General features: G+C 64.0%; 12 protein-coding genes. 7 read left to right on the top strand and 5 right to left on the bottom strand.

Annotated features, from left to right (window positions below; all coding sequences use genetic code 11):
- Positions 1 to 149: 149 nt before the first annotated feature.
- Genes rluB through DZK26_RS07780 form a run of 3 tightly spaced genes read right to left on the bottom strand, consistent with a single transcriptional unit; the run spans position 150 to position 2,563 of the window.
- Complete coding sequence (gene rluB, locus DZK26_RS07790; protein WP_116897612.1) at positions 150 to 1,007, bottom strand: 23S rRNA pseudouridine(2605) synthase RluB; 858 nt, start codon at positions 1,005 to 1,007, stop codon at positions 150 to 152.
- Positions 937 to 1,734: an SMC-Scp complex subunit ScpB gene (gene scpB / locus DZK26_RS07785; RefSeq protein WP_116897611.1), complete on the bottom strand. Its 798-nt coding sequence runs from the start codon at positions 1,732 to 1,734 to the stop codon at positions 937 to 939. The genes rluB and scpB overlap by 71 nt, the downstream gene beginning before the upstream one ends.
- A 16-nt stretch (positions 1,735 to 1,750) precedes the next feature.
- A complete protein-coding gene (locus tag DZK26_RS07780; protein ID WP_220337054.1) occupies positions 1,751 to 2,563 on the bottom strand; it encodes a ScpA family protein in 813 nt (270 codons plus the stop codon).
- Positions 2,564 to 2,663: 100 nt separating this feature from the next.
- Between DZK26_RS07780 and DZK26_RS07775 the strand changes: the two genes are divergently transcribed.
- The 3 genes from DZK26_RS07775 to DZK26_RS07765 are packed head-to-tail and all read left to right on the top strand — an operon-like array spanning position 2,664 to position 4,040.
- Positions 2,664 to 2,963: a YciI family protein gene (locus tag DZK26_RS07775; RefSeq protein ID WP_116897610.1), complete on the top strand. Its 300-nt coding sequence runs from the start codon at positions 2,664 to 2,666 to the stop codon at positions 2,961 to 2,963.
- A complete protein-coding gene (locus DZK26_RS07770; RefSeq protein ID WP_258870828.1) occupies positions 2,960 to 3,229 on the top strand; it encodes a BolA family transcriptional regulator in 270 nt (89 codons plus the stop codon). Before DZK26_RS07775 ends, DZK26_RS07770 begins: the two co-directional genes overlap by 4 nt.
- Positions 3,219 to 4,040, top strand: coding sequence for a peptidyl-prolyl cis-trans isomerase (locus DZK26_RS07765; protein ID WP_181918311.1), 822 nt, complete (start codon positions 3,219 to 3,221; stop codon positions 4,038 to 4,040). The genes DZK26_RS07770 and DZK26_RS07765 overlap by 11 nt, the downstream gene beginning before the upstream one ends.
- Positions 4,041 to 4,101: 61 nt before the next feature.
- On the opposite strand, the gene queF is transcribed toward DZK26_RS07765, so the two are convergent.
- Positions 4,102 to 4,491 (bottom strand): preQ(1) synthase, encoded by a 390-nt coding sequence (gene queF / locus DZK26_RS07760; protein WP_116897608.1) that lies wholly within the window; start codon positions 4,489 to 4,491, stop codon positions 4,102 to 4,104.
- Positions 4,492 to 4,556: 65 nt separating this feature from the next.
- On the opposite strand from queF, the gene smc reads away from it, so the two are divergent.
- The 4 genes from smc (at position 4,557) to DZK26_RS07740 (ending at position 11,420) form a co-directional block, all read left to right on the top strand.
- Complete coding sequence (gene smc, locus DZK26_RS07755) at positions 4,557 to 8,042, top strand: chromosome segregation protein SMC (protein WP_116897607.1); 3,486 nt, start codon at positions 4,557 to 4,559, stop codon at positions 8,040 to 8,042.
- 78 nt (positions 8,043 to 8,120) lie between these two features.
- On the top strand, positions 8,121 to 8,852 hold the full coding sequence (zipA, locus tag DZK26_RS07750; RefSeq protein WP_116897606.1) for a cell division protein ZipA: 732 nt from the start codon (positions 8,121 to 8,123) through the stop codon (positions 8,850 to 8,852).
- An 11-nt stretch (positions 8,853 to 8,863) separates the two neighbouring features.
- The gene (gene ligA / locus DZK26_RS07745) at positions 8,864 to 10,888 is read left to right on the top strand and encodes an NAD-dependent DNA ligase LigA (RefSeq protein WP_116897605.1); all 2,025 of its coding nucleotides are present in this window, start codon (positions 8,864 to 8,866) and stop codon (positions 10,886 to 10,888) included.
- A 91-nt stretch (positions 10,889 to 10,979) separates the two neighbouring features.
- A complete protein-coding gene (locus tag DZK26_RS07740) occupies positions 10,980 to 11,420 on the top strand; it encodes a universal stress protein (protein WP_116897604.1) in 441 nt (146 codons plus the stop codon).
- Positions 11,421 to 11,600: 180 nt separating this feature from the next.
- On the opposite strand, the gene DZK26_RS14430 is transcribed toward DZK26_RS07740, so the two are convergent.
- Positions 11,601 to 15,149, bottom strand: coding sequence for an error-prone DNA polymerase (locus tag DZK26_RS14430; RefSeq protein WP_220337052.1), 3,549 nt, complete (start codon positions 15,147 to 15,149; stop codon positions 11,601 to 11,603).
- Positions 15,150 to 15,180 lie beyond the last annotated feature (31 nt).

Below are 15,180 nucleotides of genomic sequence, written 5' to 3'. Positions count from 1 at the left end.
GATCAAGACACGGCCTCAGGCGTTCGAAGCGCCCCGATTCGTTTTGATCACTTGAAATTTCGGTCATTGAGATTTGTTTGTTTGTGGTGCTTGGATCTTGAACATTACAAGAGTGATCCATCGCCAAGTAGCGAGGGTTTACGAATCCTCTATCGGGAACTCGAAACCTCTTCCGCCATTAGTTCCACATTTATCGAGGACAGGCCGACGTCCTCGCGCAGGACGCGGTGGTCGGCCGGTGAGAGCTCCTCGTACTGCCCGCTCTTGACGCGGGACGGCAGGAAAACGGGGCCGAATCGCACGCGCTTGAGTCGAGCGACCTGTGCGCCGACGGCTTCCCAGAGGCGGCGGACTTCGCGGTAGCGACCTTCCATGAGCGCCACCGTGTACCAGCTGTGTCCGCCGGTGACTTCTCCGGCCACGATGTCGCTGAATCGGGCCGGCCCGTCGTCGAGCTGCACGCCGCTCAGGAGTTGCTCGATCTGTTCCTCGCTGACCGAGCCGCGGACGCGGCACAGGTACTCGCGGTCGACCTGACCGGATGGATGCATCATGCGGTTGGCCAGTTCGCCGTCGGTGGTCAGGACCAGTAGACCGGCGGTGTTGATGTCGAGGCGGCCGATGGCGATCCAGCGTCCCTGCTGGAGGCCGGGCAGGCGGTCGAATACCGTGCGGCGGCCTTCCGGATCGTTGCGGGTGGTGACCTCGCCTTCGGGCTTGTTGTAGATCAGGGTGCGATGTTCGGCCGGCCGGCTCGTGATACGAAATCGCCTGCCGTCCAGCTCGACCAGACTGCCGTCACCGACGGTCGCGCCGAGTTCGGCGATACGGCCGTCGACGCGAATCTCGCCCGCCTCGATTCTCGCTTCGAGCTTGCGTCGCGAGCCCAGTCCGGCACGGGCCAGTATCTTCTGCAGACGCTCGGTTGCGCCGGACTCAGTCAGTTTTTCGCCGCTCGCCTTCGGCTTCTCCGCCCGGGCCTTCTTCCGACTGTGTTGCCGGTTCATCGTCTTCTTCGACCGATGTTTCGGCCTCGTCGTCTCGCCCGTTCGATTGACTCGGGTACTCCGCTTCCCGCTCTTCTTCGTCGTCGAATTGCGGCTGGTTGTCTTCTTTCTCGTCGACTTGCTCATGGGCGTCCTTCTGTGCATTGGACGAGTCGGGGTCGGATTCCGGACTCTGAAGTTCGAGTTCGGGTTCGAGGTTGTCGATATCCTTGATCTCGGCCAGCGTCGGCAGTTCGTCGAGCGACTTCAGATTGAAGTAGTCGAGAAACGCCTTGGTGGTACCGATCAGCTCGGGCCGGCCCGGTACGTCCCGGTGTCCGACCACCCGGATCCAGTCGCGTTCCTGCAGCGTACGCAGGATGTTGGAGCTGACCGAAACGCCGCGTATCTGTTCGATCTCGCCGCGCGTGATCGGCTGGCGATAGGCAATGATTGCCAGTGTCTCGAGCAGGGCGCGCGAGTAGCGTGGCGGCTTTTCGACCCACAGCTGCGAAATGAAGGGCATCAGGTCGGTGCGGATCTGAATCCGGTAGCCGCTGCCGACCTGTCGCAGTTCGACGGCGCGATCCTCCAGTTCGGCGTCGAGCGCGGCCAGTGCCTCGCGCAACGGGCCGTGGCCGGGTTGTTCGCCTTCGGGGAACAGGCTGTTGAGCTGGTTGAGGCTGAGCGGCTGGCCGGCGGCCAGCAGGGCGCCTTCGACAATGCGTTTGAGGTAGTCGATATCCATCGGGTCGTCTTTGAAATCAGGCGTGAGACGGGGAGCGCACGTAAATGCTGCCGAACAGCTCCTGCTGGACCAGGTCGATCAGGTGCTCGCGCAGCAACTCCAGCATGGCCAGGAATGCCACTACGGCGCCCTTGCGGCCTTCCTCGAGATCGAAACAGGCGTCGAACTCGACGTACTGGTTGTTCGAGACCAGGTCGATGATGCGCGACATGCGTTCGCGCACCGATAGCGGCTCGGCCTGCACATGGTGATGGGCGAATATTTCGGCCCGGGCCATGACATCCTTGAGTGCCAGCAGCACTTCGCGCAGGTCGACTTCCGGCGGCAACTTGACCTGGCCCTGATCTTCCACTTCGGCACTCGCCACGGCCAGGTCGCGTTCCAGGCGCGGCAGCTCGTCGAGTTCTTCGGCCGCCTGCTTGAACCGTTCGTATTCCTGCAGGCGACGGATGAGTTCGGCACGGGGGTCTTCCTCCTCATCCTCTTCGACCTGCGGGCGGGGCAGCAGCATGCGCGACTTGATTTCGGCCAGGATGGCGGCCATCACCAGGTATTCCGCGGCCAGCTCGAGCCGCATCTCCGTCATCATCTCGATGTAGCCGGTGTACTGTCGGGTGATCTCGGCAATGGGAATATCGAGGATATCGAGATTCTGACGCCGGATCAGGTACAGCAGCAGGTCGAGCGGACCCTCGAACGCCTCGAGAAATACTTCCAGCGCGTCGGGCGGAATGTAGAGGTCGTCGGGCAGTTTCAACACGGGAGCGCCCTGCACGATGGCGAAGGGCATCTCTTCCTGTCGGGCCCGGGATTCCGGTGTGTCGCTCATGGGGTGTCAGTTTAGCGGTTTACGCCGATGAAGGTGGCCCGGATATGATGAGATTGCACATCCCGATACAATGCGAAGGCGATCACTTGCCGGAGGAAACATGCTTTACATGATTGTCGGCCGCGATGCCGAGGACGGGCTGCAGCGGCGCGGCAGCGCGCGCGAGGCCCATCTGGCTCGCATCAATGCCCTGCTTGACGAAGGCCGTCTCGTCCTGGCCGGGCCCTTGCCGAAGATCGACGCGGCCGACCCCGGACCGGCCGGCTTTTCGGGCTCGCTCATCGTGGCGGAGTTCAACAGTCTTGAAGCAGCCCGCGATTGGGCCGGTGCCGATCCCTACCTCAACTGCGGAGCCTGGGTCGATACGGAAGTTCACCCCTTCAAGCAGGTGCTGCCGTGAGCGATCGGGCGGCCATGATTCGTGAGCGGCTGGAAGCGCAGCTTCATCCCGACGAGATCGAGATCGTGGACGAGTCCCATCTTCATGTCGGTCATCCCGGCGCTCGAGACGGACGCGGTCACTTTCGGGTTCGCATCGTCAGCGATGTGTTCGCCGGCCTGCCGCGCCTGGCGCGTCACCGCCGGGTCTATGCGGCGGTCGGCGATCTCATGCAGACCGATATCCACGCTCTCAATATCGAGGCTGTTTCGAAAAATGAGCTATAGACTGCTGATTCTATTGGTTGTTATTTTCCTGTTTGCCTGTGAACAACAGGATGGAGAGCCCACCGGGTCCGACGACGAGAACGTGGTGCTGGTCGAGGTTGACGGCAGGCCGATCACGCTGGCGATGCTCGAGCGGGTCATGGAAGTACGCGATATCGAAGCCTCCGATCACGAGCAAATGCGCGAAGTCCTCGATGAGCTCATCCGGATGCAGGCCGTGGCGAACGCCGCCCGATCCGAGGGTATGGCCGAGGATCCGGAGGTTCAGGCCGAACTGCGACTGTCCGAGATCCAGACGATGTATCGCCACTACATCAACCGGGCACAGCGCGCCCGGCCGGTGACCGATGAGGACATCCGTGAGGTCTACCAGGCGCAACTGGAACGCTCCGGTGACACGCAGTACCGCATCGAGACCATCGCCTACGAGGAACAGGCACGAGTGCTGCAGGCCATCAGGCGGCTGCAGGACGATGAGATGGACTACTCCGAACTGCGTGCCGAGGCACAAGCTGACGGCCTGGCCGTCGAGGAACCCGGCTGGATCGATCGCAGCCAGGTGCCGGAGGACTTTGCCGCCCGGCTGGTCGAGACCGAAAGCGGGGAAATCGTGCCTCAACCCCTGGAAAGCAGTCGTGGCTGGCACCTGGTTCGCGTGCTCGACACGCGCGACCTCCAGGTGCCGGCGCTGGAGCAGGTGCGGGAGGGCATTGCCCGCTCACTGCTGCAGCAGCGCCGCGAGGCCCTGACCGATTCGCTCTACGACCAGGCCGAGATCACCCCGATGTTGCCTTTGGACGATGTTGATTGATCCGGGCCTCCGATTGGAATTCGGTGAGACTTTGAGCTTCGAGACATCGGGTGCTGCCGTCCTACGGTAGTGCCACTGGATCGGGCGCCTGCCAGCCTTCCACGCGGTGTTCGGCCACGACCGTGGTGTAAATGCCGCCGCGTACATTGAACTCGGCCGTCAGGCGCATGAAACGCGGCTGGACCGCTTCGACCAGGTCGGCGAGAATGCGATTGGTGACGGCCTCGTGGAAGGCGCCTTCGTTGCGAAAGCTCCAGACGTAGCCCTTGAGCGCCTTGAGTTCGACGCACTCGGCTTCGGGGACGTACTCGAGCAGCAGCTCGGCAAAGTCCGGCTGGCCGGTCTTCGGGCACAGGCAGGTAAATTCGGGGATGCGAATCCGAATGGTATAATCCCGCGCCGGCTGCGGGTTGGGAAACGTTTCCAGATTTCTGCTGGGTTCGATGGCCATTTCGGTCGGCTTCCTGGCGTTGATTGCGCGTACATTACAACAACTCGAAACGATACTCTGTCCAGATGCGACTGACCGCAATGAAACTCTCCGGCTTCAAGTCCTTTGTGGAGCCGACCACGATCAAGTTTCCCTCGAACCTCATGGGCATTGTCGGGCCGAACGGCTGCGGCAAGTCCAATGTCATCGATGCCGTGCGCTGGGTGATGGGCGAGACTTCGGCCCGTCAGCTGCGCGGCGAATCGATGAGCGACGTGATCTTCTCCGGTTCGAGCTCGCGCAAGCCGGTGGCCACCGCCACGGTGGAACTGATCTTCGACAACAGTGACGGCCGGGCCGGCGGAGAGTACGCCGACTACAGCGAGATTTCTGTCAAGCGCCAGGTCACGCGCGACGGTCACTCCATTTACTGGCTCAACGGCACCAAGTGCCGCAAGAAGGACATCACCAACCTCTTTCTCGGCACCGGCCTGGGGCCACGCAGCTACGCCATCATCGAGCAGGGCATGATTTCGCAGATCGTCGAGGCCCGGCCCGAGGAGTTGCGGGCCTTTCTCGAGGAGGCGGCCGGTATCTCCCGGTACAAGGAACGGCGTCGCGAAACCGAGAACCGAATCCGGCACACCCGCGAGAACCTCGAGCGCCTGAGCGACCTGCGCGAAGAGGTGACCAAGCACCTCGACAAGCTCAAGCGCCAGGCCAACGCGGCCGAACGCTACAAGAAACTCAAGGCACGCTACCGCGGCGACGAGGCGCGTTTGATGGCGCTGCGCTGGCGCGAGATGAAGGCGCGCTCCGAGGGTGAGGAGAAGGCCTTGCGCGAAGTCGAGAACCAGTTGCAGGCGGCCTTGTCGACGCAGCGCTCGGCGGAAAAAGAGCTCGAGACGCTCAGGCAGAGCCAGCACCAGGCCCGGGATGCGGTGTCGAATGTGCAGGGCGAGCTCTACGAAGTCGCCGCCGAGATCGCCCGCATCGAGCAGGCCATCGACCACCAGCGCGAGATTCGCAAGCGCCAGCAGGCTGAATACAGCGAGACGGAGTCCCAGCTCAACGAGCTCAAGCAGCACTTGGTGCTGGACAAGGCGCAGGTGAAGGAGACTTCCGAGCTGCTGGCGCGACTCAATCCCGAACTCGAGTCCGCGCGCGAGGCAGAAAAGGAGGCACAATCCGAGGTCGAACGCATCGACGAGGCGCTGGAGTCCTGGCAGGAGCGCTGGCAGGCGCATCAGGAAGGCGCCGGCAATGCCTCCAACGAGGCCGAGCTCCTGCGCCAGCGTATCGAGCATCTCGACGACCGCATGAACCGAGCGGCCGAGCGGCTCAAGGTGCTCGATGAACAAAGCGGTGATGCCGCGGCCGATCGGCTGGGCGAGGAAAAGGCCAGGCTCGAGGAGCAGATTGCCGACAGCGAAAAGCGAATCACCGGGATGCGCGAGGCCATCGATCAAAAACGCACTCGCGTGAATGAACTGCGTTCCCGTATCGAACAGCTGCGCAACGATCTCGAGGCCGCCCGGGCCGAGCGCCACGAGCGCGAGACCCGCATGGACTCCCTGCGCCTGCTCAATCGCGGCGAGGACAATGACGAGAGCATCGCCCAATGGCTGGAGACGCAGGGCCTGGATGCCGAAGCCCGCGTCCTGCACCGAATCGAGATCGCCGACCAGGAATGGAATCGCGCGGTGGAGACCGTACTCGAGGACTGGCTGCAGGCGGTTCGGGTCGACGGTATCGAGGCCCATCTGGGCGATGAACTGCCCGATGCCGGCCTGCGCATGGCCGATGGCAGCGAGACGTCGGCCAGGCCGGGCACCCTGGCCGAGAAGGTCGGCGGCGCCGGGGCACTCGGGGCCGTGCTCGCGCGCGTCCACTGCGTTTCCGACCTGGCCACGGCGCGGAGCAGGCTGGCCGAGCTGGCCGACCACGAATCGGTCATCACGCCCGAAGGCGTGTGGCTGGGCACGGGCTGGCTGCGGCAGCCGGCCGGCGCCGCGGACGACTCCGGCCTGTTGCAGCGTGAACAGGAAATCCGCGAACTCGGCGAACAGATCGAAACCGACGATGAGCGCATCGCCGGGATCGAGGCGCAACTCACCGACTCGCGCGAAGAGCGCGAGCGCCTCGAAGCCGAACTCTCGCAGGAAGGCTCCGAACTCGAAGCCGGCCAGCGCGAGCATGCCCGTCTGCAGGGCCAGCTCAGCAGTCTGGAGTCGCGGCTGGAGAACCTCGAGCGCCAACGCAAGGCCGCTGTAGAGGAAGTCGAGACGCTCAAGGCGCGCCAGGCCGAGGACAGCGAAGCGGTAACGGCGGCCCGGCGTGACATGGAAGCCGCCCTCGAGCGCATGCAGGAAGCCGAGGCCGGGCGCGAGCCGCTGCAGCGTGAGCGCCGTGAACTCGACGAGGCCCGTCAGCAGGCGCGGGCGCGCCTGGCCGAGTCGCGCAAGCAGCGCGAGGAACTGTCGCTCAAGGTCGAATCCAGCCGGGCCGGCCTGGAGTCATTGCGCCAGTCGATCGAGCGCATGGACAACCAGGTCGGACAGTTGCAGTCGCGCTACCTGGAACTCAGCGAGGCGCTGGCCCAGGGCGACGAGCCCGTCGCCGAGCAGCAGAAAAAGCGCGACGAATTCCTCGACCAGCGCCTCAAGATCGAGGAACGCCTGCGTGAAGCCCGGTCGAAGCTCGAATCACTCGAAGCCAAGTGGCGCGAACAGGACGAGATTCGCCAGAAGGCGGCCGCTGACGTCGATCAGATCCGTGGCGACCAGTCCAGCCGCCAGCTCGCGCTCAAGGAAACCCAGCTCAAGGCCGAGACGATCGCCGAGCGTATCGCCGAACTCGACGCCGAACTCGACGAACTGCTGGGCGAATTACCCGAGGGTGCCGAAGCGGAAAAGTACCAGGACGAACTCGAATCACTGGAACAGAAGATCCGCCGTCTCGAGCCGGTCAACCTGGCCGCCATCGACGAATACGAAACCGAGTCGGAACGCAAGGAATACCTCGATCGCCAGCACAACGATTTGTTCGAGGCGCTCGAGACGCTCGAGAAGGCGATCAGCCGCATCGACCGCGATACCCGCACACGATTCCGCGAGACCTTCGAGCAGGTCAACAAGAACATGGAAACCCTGTTCCCGCGGCTGTTCGGCGGCGGCCACGGTCATCTCGAAATGGTCGGCGAGGACTGGCTGTCGGCCGGAGTCGCCATCCTGGCGCGCCCGCCGGGCAAGCGCATCGCCCGCATCCACCTGCTCTCCGGCGGGGAAAAGGCCCTCACCGCGGTGGCCTTCGTGTTTTCGATCTTCAATCTCAATCCGGCGCCGTTCTGCCTGCTCGACGAAGTCGACGCGCCGCTCGATGACGCCAACGTGGGCCGCTTCTCCGACATGCTGCGCGAGATGTCCGAGCAGGTGCAGTTCCTGGTCGTGACGCACAACAAGGTCACCATGGAGATCGCCCACCAGATGCTGGGCGTGACCATGCGTGAACCCGGTGTTTCGCGGCTGGTATCGGTCGACCTGGATCGTGCCGTGGCGCTTGCCCAGGCCTGATGGGGTTCGTATGGTCGGAAGTGTGGTAAGCCGCTTCGGTTACACTCTGGGCACTGCAACGCTCAAGGTCGAAAAACCGTGGAAAATCTGCGCCTGATCCTGATTCTGATCGGTCTGGTGGTACTGGCCCTGATCGTGCTGCTGCACAGGCCGGAAGGGGAATCCAAGCGCAACCACACGCGCTGGCGATCCGCCCGGCGCGAGCCGACTCTGGGCGACCCCGATGGCGAACCCGTCGACCCGGGCGGGGAGAATGCCACCGGGGATATCGGCGGGCACGATACACCGGAGAACGCCTCCCTCTGGCCGGCCGCCGGGGAATCCTCAAATGAGACGGCCGGCGAGCACGTTGCACGCGCAGAGCCCACGGCGCACGAGTCGCCGGACAAGATCGTCTACCTGTATATCTCCCGGCGCGGGGACCAGCGCATCAGCGGATCGGAACTGCTCGATGCCGCCATCAAGGCCGGCCTGAATTTCGGCGAGATGAACATATTCCACCGCCGGCACGAAGGGGCGAAAAACCCGGTCTTTTCCATGGCCAACCTGACCCCGCCCGGACATTTCGATCCCTCGCAGTGGAACGTCTTCGATACCCCGGGCGTGACGCTCTTTCTGACCCTGCCGGCGCCGGTGAGCGCGCTGGATGCCTGGGATGCCATGCTGGCAACCGCCGAGCGGATCAGCCAGCTGCTCGAGGCCGATGTCCTCGACGACGCCAAGTGTCTGCTCACGCGCCAGCGCATCGCTCAGATACGAGAAGAGATGCGCGAGTACGACCGTCAGTCGGGCATGATCAAGCCGGAGTAGGGCCGCCGGTCATGACAGACAAACAATCTGAATCGGCGAAGCGCATCGAACGACTGCGCGAAGAAATCCACGAGCACAATTACCGCTATTACGTCCTCGATGACCCGATCGTCTCCGACGCGGAGTACGATCGCCTGCTGCGCGAACTGCAGGAACTGGAGTCCGCGCACCCCGAACTGATCACCGAGGACTCGCCGACCCAGCGCGTCGGTGCCCGGCCCGCCGAAGGATTCGAGACGGTCGAGCATCGCATCCCCATGCTGTCGCTGGGCAACGCCTTCAGCGAGGAGGAAGTTGCCGAGTTCGACCGGCGTGTACGCGAGCAACTCGATCTCGATGAAGTCGTCTACAGCGCGGAACCCAAACTCGACGGCGTGGCCATCGCACTGCGATACGAGCAGGGGAGGCTGAAACTTGCCGCCACCCGTGGCGACGGGCGCAGCGGCGAGGACGTGACGGCCAATGTCCGAACCATCCGGGCCATTCCCCTGAAGCTGCGCGGCAACGACATTCCGGAACTGCTGGAAGTGCGCGGCGAAATCTTCATGACGCGTTCGGGTTTTTCCGAGCTCAACGAAGGTCTGGCGGACGCCGGCGAGAAAACCTTCGTCAATCCCCGCAATGCCGCTTCTGGAAGCCTGCGCCAGCTCGATTCGAAAATAACGGCGCGGCGGCCGCTGCATTTTTTCTGCTACCAGGCCGCCACCACCGAGGACTTGCCGGGCCGCCATTCCGAAATCCTGGAGCGGCTCAGGGACATGGGTCTGCCGGTCAGCTCCGAAGCGGGCACCGTGCGTGGCCTCGAGGGCCTGCTGGAATACTACGAAACGGTCGGAGAGCGTCGAGACGGGCTCGATTACGACATTGACGGCGTGGTCTACAAGGTCGATGACCTCGACCAGCAGCAGGAGCTGGGCTTCGTCTCGCGCGCACCGCGCTGGGCGATCGCCCACAAGTTTCCTGCCCAGGAGGAAGTGACACGGCTGATTTCCATTGAAGTGCAGGTTGGCCGAACCGGCGCGCTGACACCCGTGGCACGGCTGGAGCCGGTTTTCGTCGGTGGAGTGACGGTCACCAACGCCACGCTGCACAACGCCGACGAGGTGCGCCGCAAGGACGTGCGCCCGGGCGACTACGTCGTCGTGCGGCGCGCCGGCGATGTGATCCCCGAAATCGTGCGATCGATTCCCGAGCGCCGAGCGGGTGAGCTCGAACAATGGGAGATGCCGGATCATTGCCCCGAATGCGGCTCGGCGGTGGAGCAGGTGGAAGGCGAGGCCGTGGCCCGCTGTACCGGCGGGCTGGTGTGTCCGGCCCAGCGCAAGCGTGCGCTGGAACATTTCGCCAGTCGTGCCGCGATGGATATCGACGGCCTGGGCGAGAAAGTCATCGCCCAGCTGGTTGAACAGGATCTGGTGCACAGTCCGGCCGATCTGTATCGCCTGGATCGAGAGACGCTGGCCGGGCTGGAGCGCATGGGCGGGAAGTCGGCCGAGAACTTGCTCGAGGCCCTGGAGAACAGCAAGCAAGTGGCGCTGGGTCGGCTCCTGTTCGCGCTCGGAATACGCGAGGTCGGGTCGGTGACGGCCCAGGCACTGGCGAGGCATTTCGGCACGCTCGATGCGCTGTCCAAGGCCTCGGTGGAAGATCTCGAGTCCGTGCGCGATGTCGGTCCGGTCGTGGCCCGGCATGTGCACGCCTTCTTCGACGAGTCACACAACCGCAAGGTGATCGAGGAACTGCTCGAGGCGGGTGTGCGTTATGAGCCGGAAGAGGCGGCGGCCGACGCGGGTGAACTGCCGCTGGGCGGCTGCACCTACGTGCTGACCGGCTCACTGTCGGGACTGACGCGTTCGCAGGCCAAGAAACGTCTGGAAGCCCTGGGGGCACGGGTGACCGGCAGCGTGTCGAAGAACACCACGGCCGTGATCGCCGGCGACAGCCCGGGCTCGAAGCTCGACAAGGCGAAGGAACTGGGCGTCGAAGTGCTCGACGAGGCGGCGCTGGAGGCGCTGCTGGGTGAGCACGGCGGTTGAACAACTTGCTTCAAATCAAGACAGGCCGACAGCCTGTCTTGCACAATAAACCCGGGTTTTGACAACAATACGCAATGCAGGAGGATCAGCGATGAACCATCCAATCAAGGAGATTCTGGTACCGGTCGACGGCTCCGAAAACGCCAATCGCGCCACCCACTTTGCCGCTAGCATGGCTTCGGCGCTGAACGTGCCGATGCGTCTGTTCTATGTGTTCCCGGCCGCTTCGGTCGAAGTCATCGGCATGGCCGGCATGTCGCGCGACGACATAGACCAGGCTGCCCAGGCCGCTGCCCAGCGTGCTTTCGACAAGACGCGCGAGGAACTCGGCGACGATGCTCCCGGTGACCTCGAGGAAGAAACGTCGATCGGTGATCCGGCCGAAGAGATCGTGCGCTACACCGAGGATGACCCGGGCGTCATGGTCATCATGGGCCGCCGCGGCCTGTCGCGCATGAAGAGCCTGGTGCTCGGCAGCGTCAGCGACAAGGTCAGCCGCCATGCCAAGAGCCCGGTGACGATCATCACCTGATTGGCTTGCGTGTGAGGTTTGGTGTGTCCGCCGGGGGAGGTGCCTCTGGCGGACGGCACTAAATTCGAAATTCCAAGCACCAAATCACAAACAAATTCGAAATTCGAATGTTCGAATGACCGAAACGGAAAACCGCGAGCCTGTCCGTGATTTCCGTGTCTTCCGTGGTTCCATAGGTTTTCAACAGAAGTCCCGCGAGTGGCTGTCGAGTTCGGCCAGCCAGGCATCCAGGCAGTCGATCCGTTCGGCCACGAGGTGGCATACCCCTTCGACATTCTGCAGCTTGCCGCGCACGCGCAGGATGCGGCTGCCGAGGACCTCGCGGCGATAGCGCTCGAGCAGCTTCGGCCAGACCACCACGTTGATGATGCCGGTCTCGTCTTCCAGTGACAGGAAGACGACGCCCGAGGCCGTACCGGGCCGCTGGCGGTGCGTGACCAGTCCGGCCGCCGACATGCGACGCCCGTCGGCCTGTAGCGGCAGTTCATTTGCCCGGAGAGCCTGTCGCCCCAGCCGTGGGCGCAACAGTTTGAGCGGGTGCCGGTCCAGGCTGAGCCCCAGGCTGGCGTAGTCGTCGAGCAACTCGCTCCGGGCGTCCGGCAGGGACAGCTGCACCGGTTGTTCCCTGATTTCCGCATCGGCCAGCAGGTCCCCCTGGCGCCGCGCCCCGAGCGCGGCCCAGCGGGCACGGTGCCGATGCCCGGCCAGCCCCTTCAATGCACCAGCGTCGGCTAGCTTGCGCAGCCCCCGACGATCCAGTCCGGCCCGCTCGACCAGGTCGTCGACATCGCGGAAGGGATACTGCCCCCGGGTATGAACAATGCGTTGGGCCGCGTCCTCGCGAAAACCCTTGATCATGCGCAAGCCCAGGCGAATTAATGGTTCGCTGGTTCGCTGGTTCGCTTGTTGGCTGGTTGGCTTGTTTCGAACATTCGAACATTCGAATTTCGAATTTGTTTGGGATTTGGTGCTTGGTGCTTGGTGCTTGCTCTTTAGTTTGGTGCTTGGTGCTTGGTGCTTGCTCTTCAACGCTTGGTGCTTGCTTTCCAACGTGCAATCCCATTCGCTATAGCGCACATCCACCGGCAATACCCGCACTCCATGGCGTTTCACATCGTTGATGATCTGGGCGGGGGCGTAGAAACCCATCGGCTGGCTATTGAGCAATGCGCAGGCGAAGGCGGCGGGGTGGTGGCATTTCAGCCAGGACGAGATGTAGGTCAGCAGGGCGAAGCTGGCCGCGTGCGACTCGGGGAAACCGTACTCGCCGAAACCGCAGATCTGCTTGTAGATGCGTTCGGCGAACTCGTCGGAGTAACCGCGCTCGCGCATGCCCGTCAGCAGCCGTTCGCGAAACGGCTCCAGGCCGCCGCGCCGGCGCCAGGCCGCCATGGCGCGCCTGAGCTGGTCGGCCTCGCCGGGGCTGAATCCGGCCGCGACCATGGCAATCTGCATGACCTGTTCCTGGAAGATCGGCACGCCCAGGGTGCGCTCGAGAACGCTTTTCAGCTCCGCGCTGGGGTAGGTCACGGCACCGGGGTCGCGCCGACGCTCGAGATAGGGATGAACCATGTCGCCCTGGATCGGACCGGGTCGCACGATTGCCACCTCGATGACCAGGTCGTAGAAACAGCGCGGCTTCAGACGCGGCAGCATCGCCATCTGTGCGCGCGACTCGACCTGGAACACCCCCACCGCGTCGCCGCGGCAGAGCATGTCGTAGGTGCGGGCGTCTTCGCGGGGGATCGTTGCCAGCGTCAGCGGCTTTGAATCATGGAACCACGGAAAGCACGGAATACACGGAAGAGATGAATATCGTGAGTCGGATTGGTCGTTTACGGCGTTTACGCAAGTGGAGCCCGTAGTTTGCAATGCATCGTCATTGTTCCGTGTCCTTCCGTGTCTTCCGTGGTTCCATTGTTCATCCCGGTTCACTAGATCCATAGCCTTGCGGATCACGGTGAGCATCCCCAGCGCCAGGCAGTCCACCTTCAGCAGGCCCAGACTTTCCAGGTCGTCCTTGTCCCACTGGATGATGGTGCGATCGGCCATGGCGGCGTTTTCCACCGGCACCAGTTCGTGCAGGGGCGTATCGGAGATGACCATGCCGCCGACGTGCTGGGAGAGGTGGCGCGGGAAGCCGATCAGGCGGTTGGTCAGCTCGAGAAAGCGCTTCGTGATCGCCGCATCCGGGTCGAGACCACACTCGCGCAGGCGTTCGGGCCAGATACCGGGCCGGTCCCACCAGGCCAGCGAGGCGGTCAGGCGGTTGATGCGCTCGGGTTCGAAGCCCAGTGCGCGACCGACGTCCTGCATGGCGCTGCGCGGGCGGTAGCAGATGACGGTGGCGGCCAGGGCGGCGCGCTCGCGGCCGTACTTTTCGTAGACATACTGCAACACCTCCTCGCGCCGTTCGTGCTCGAAGTCGACGTCGATGTCCGGCGGCTCGTTGCGTTCCTTCGACAGGAAACGCTCGAACAGCAGCTGCTGTTTCGACGGATCGACCTCGGTCACGCCCAGGCAGTAGCACACCGCCGAGTTGGCCGCCGAACCGCGACCCTGGCAGAGGATGCCGCGCGAGCGGGCGAACTCGACCAGGTCATGCACGGTCAGGAAGAAGGCCTCCACGCCCATGTCCTCGATCAGGGCCAACTCGCGCGAGAGCAGGGCGCTGACCTTATCCGGGACGGGATCGCCGTAGCGCTTGCGGGCACCGGCCAGGGTGAGTTGGCGCAGGTGCTGGATGGGGCTGAGCGGTTGCGGCACCAGCTCGCGCGGATAGTGATAGTTCAGCTCGTCGAGCGAGAAGCGGCAGCGTGCACCCAGGTGCAGGGTTTCGGCCAGCCATTCGGCCGGATACAGCTTTTCCAGGACTTCGCGGGGGCGCAGGTGCTGTTCGCCACTGGCAGCCAGGGCCAGGCCGCAGTCGGCCACCGGCCGGCCGAGGCGCAGCGCGGTGAACACGTCGAGCAGGGGCTTGTCGCCCCGCACCGTCAGGCGCACGTCGCCGCAGGCCAGCCTCGGGATGTCGTGACGCTCGCCCAGTTCGTCGAGCTTGCGAAACCATTCGCGCTCGCCGGGGGCGAGCAGGCGGCTCGCGCCCAGCCACAGGCGGTTGCCGAAGCGCGCCTTGAGCCAGGCGGCAAGAACTTCGTTGGCTGGTTTGCTGGTTGGCTGGTTCGCCCGTTCTGTCGTCCCGGAAACCGCGAAGCGGTTATCCGGGACCTCGCACCTGGCGGAGGCTTTCCTCCATGCAGTGCTGCCGTCGAGCATGGGAGGTCCCGGCTCTTCGGCCGGAACGACACGATCAAGTGGGTTCTTCCCCACTTGTCGTGTCGGTTTCCAGATCGCCAGCACGTTTTCCAGGCCTTCGTCCAGGTCTTCCGGGTCGAGCCGGTACTCACCCTTGCCGGCACGTCGCCGGGCGCGGGTGATCAGGCGACAGATCTGTGCGTAGGCACCACGATCGGGGGCGAGCAGCACCAGATGCAGGTCATCGAGGTGGAATTCGCTGCCGACGACCAGGTGGATGCGGCATTCGCGGGCGGCCTCGTGGGCGCGCACCACGCCGGCCATCGAGCACTCGTCGGTGATCGCCAGGGTCGAATAGCCGCACTCGGCGGCGCGCCGGACCAGGGCCTCGGGCTGCGCGGCCGAGCGCCGGAAGCTGAAGGCGCTCAGGGCGTGCAGTTCGGCGTATTCGGGTGTCGGCGTGACTGGATCGGCCAAGACGGGCTCCGGTGAATGGGTGAATTCGCGG

Origin of the sequence: Wenzhouxiangella sp. 15190 (genome assembly GCF_003417465.1) — a bacterium.
Taxonomy (GTDB): Bacteria; Pseudomonadota; Gammaproteobacteria; order Xanthomonadales; family Wenzhouxiangellaceae; genus Wenzhouxiangella.
The sequence above is the reverse complement of the archived record's forward strand: the minus strand, read 5'-3'. Positions and strand labels throughout refer to the sequence as shown.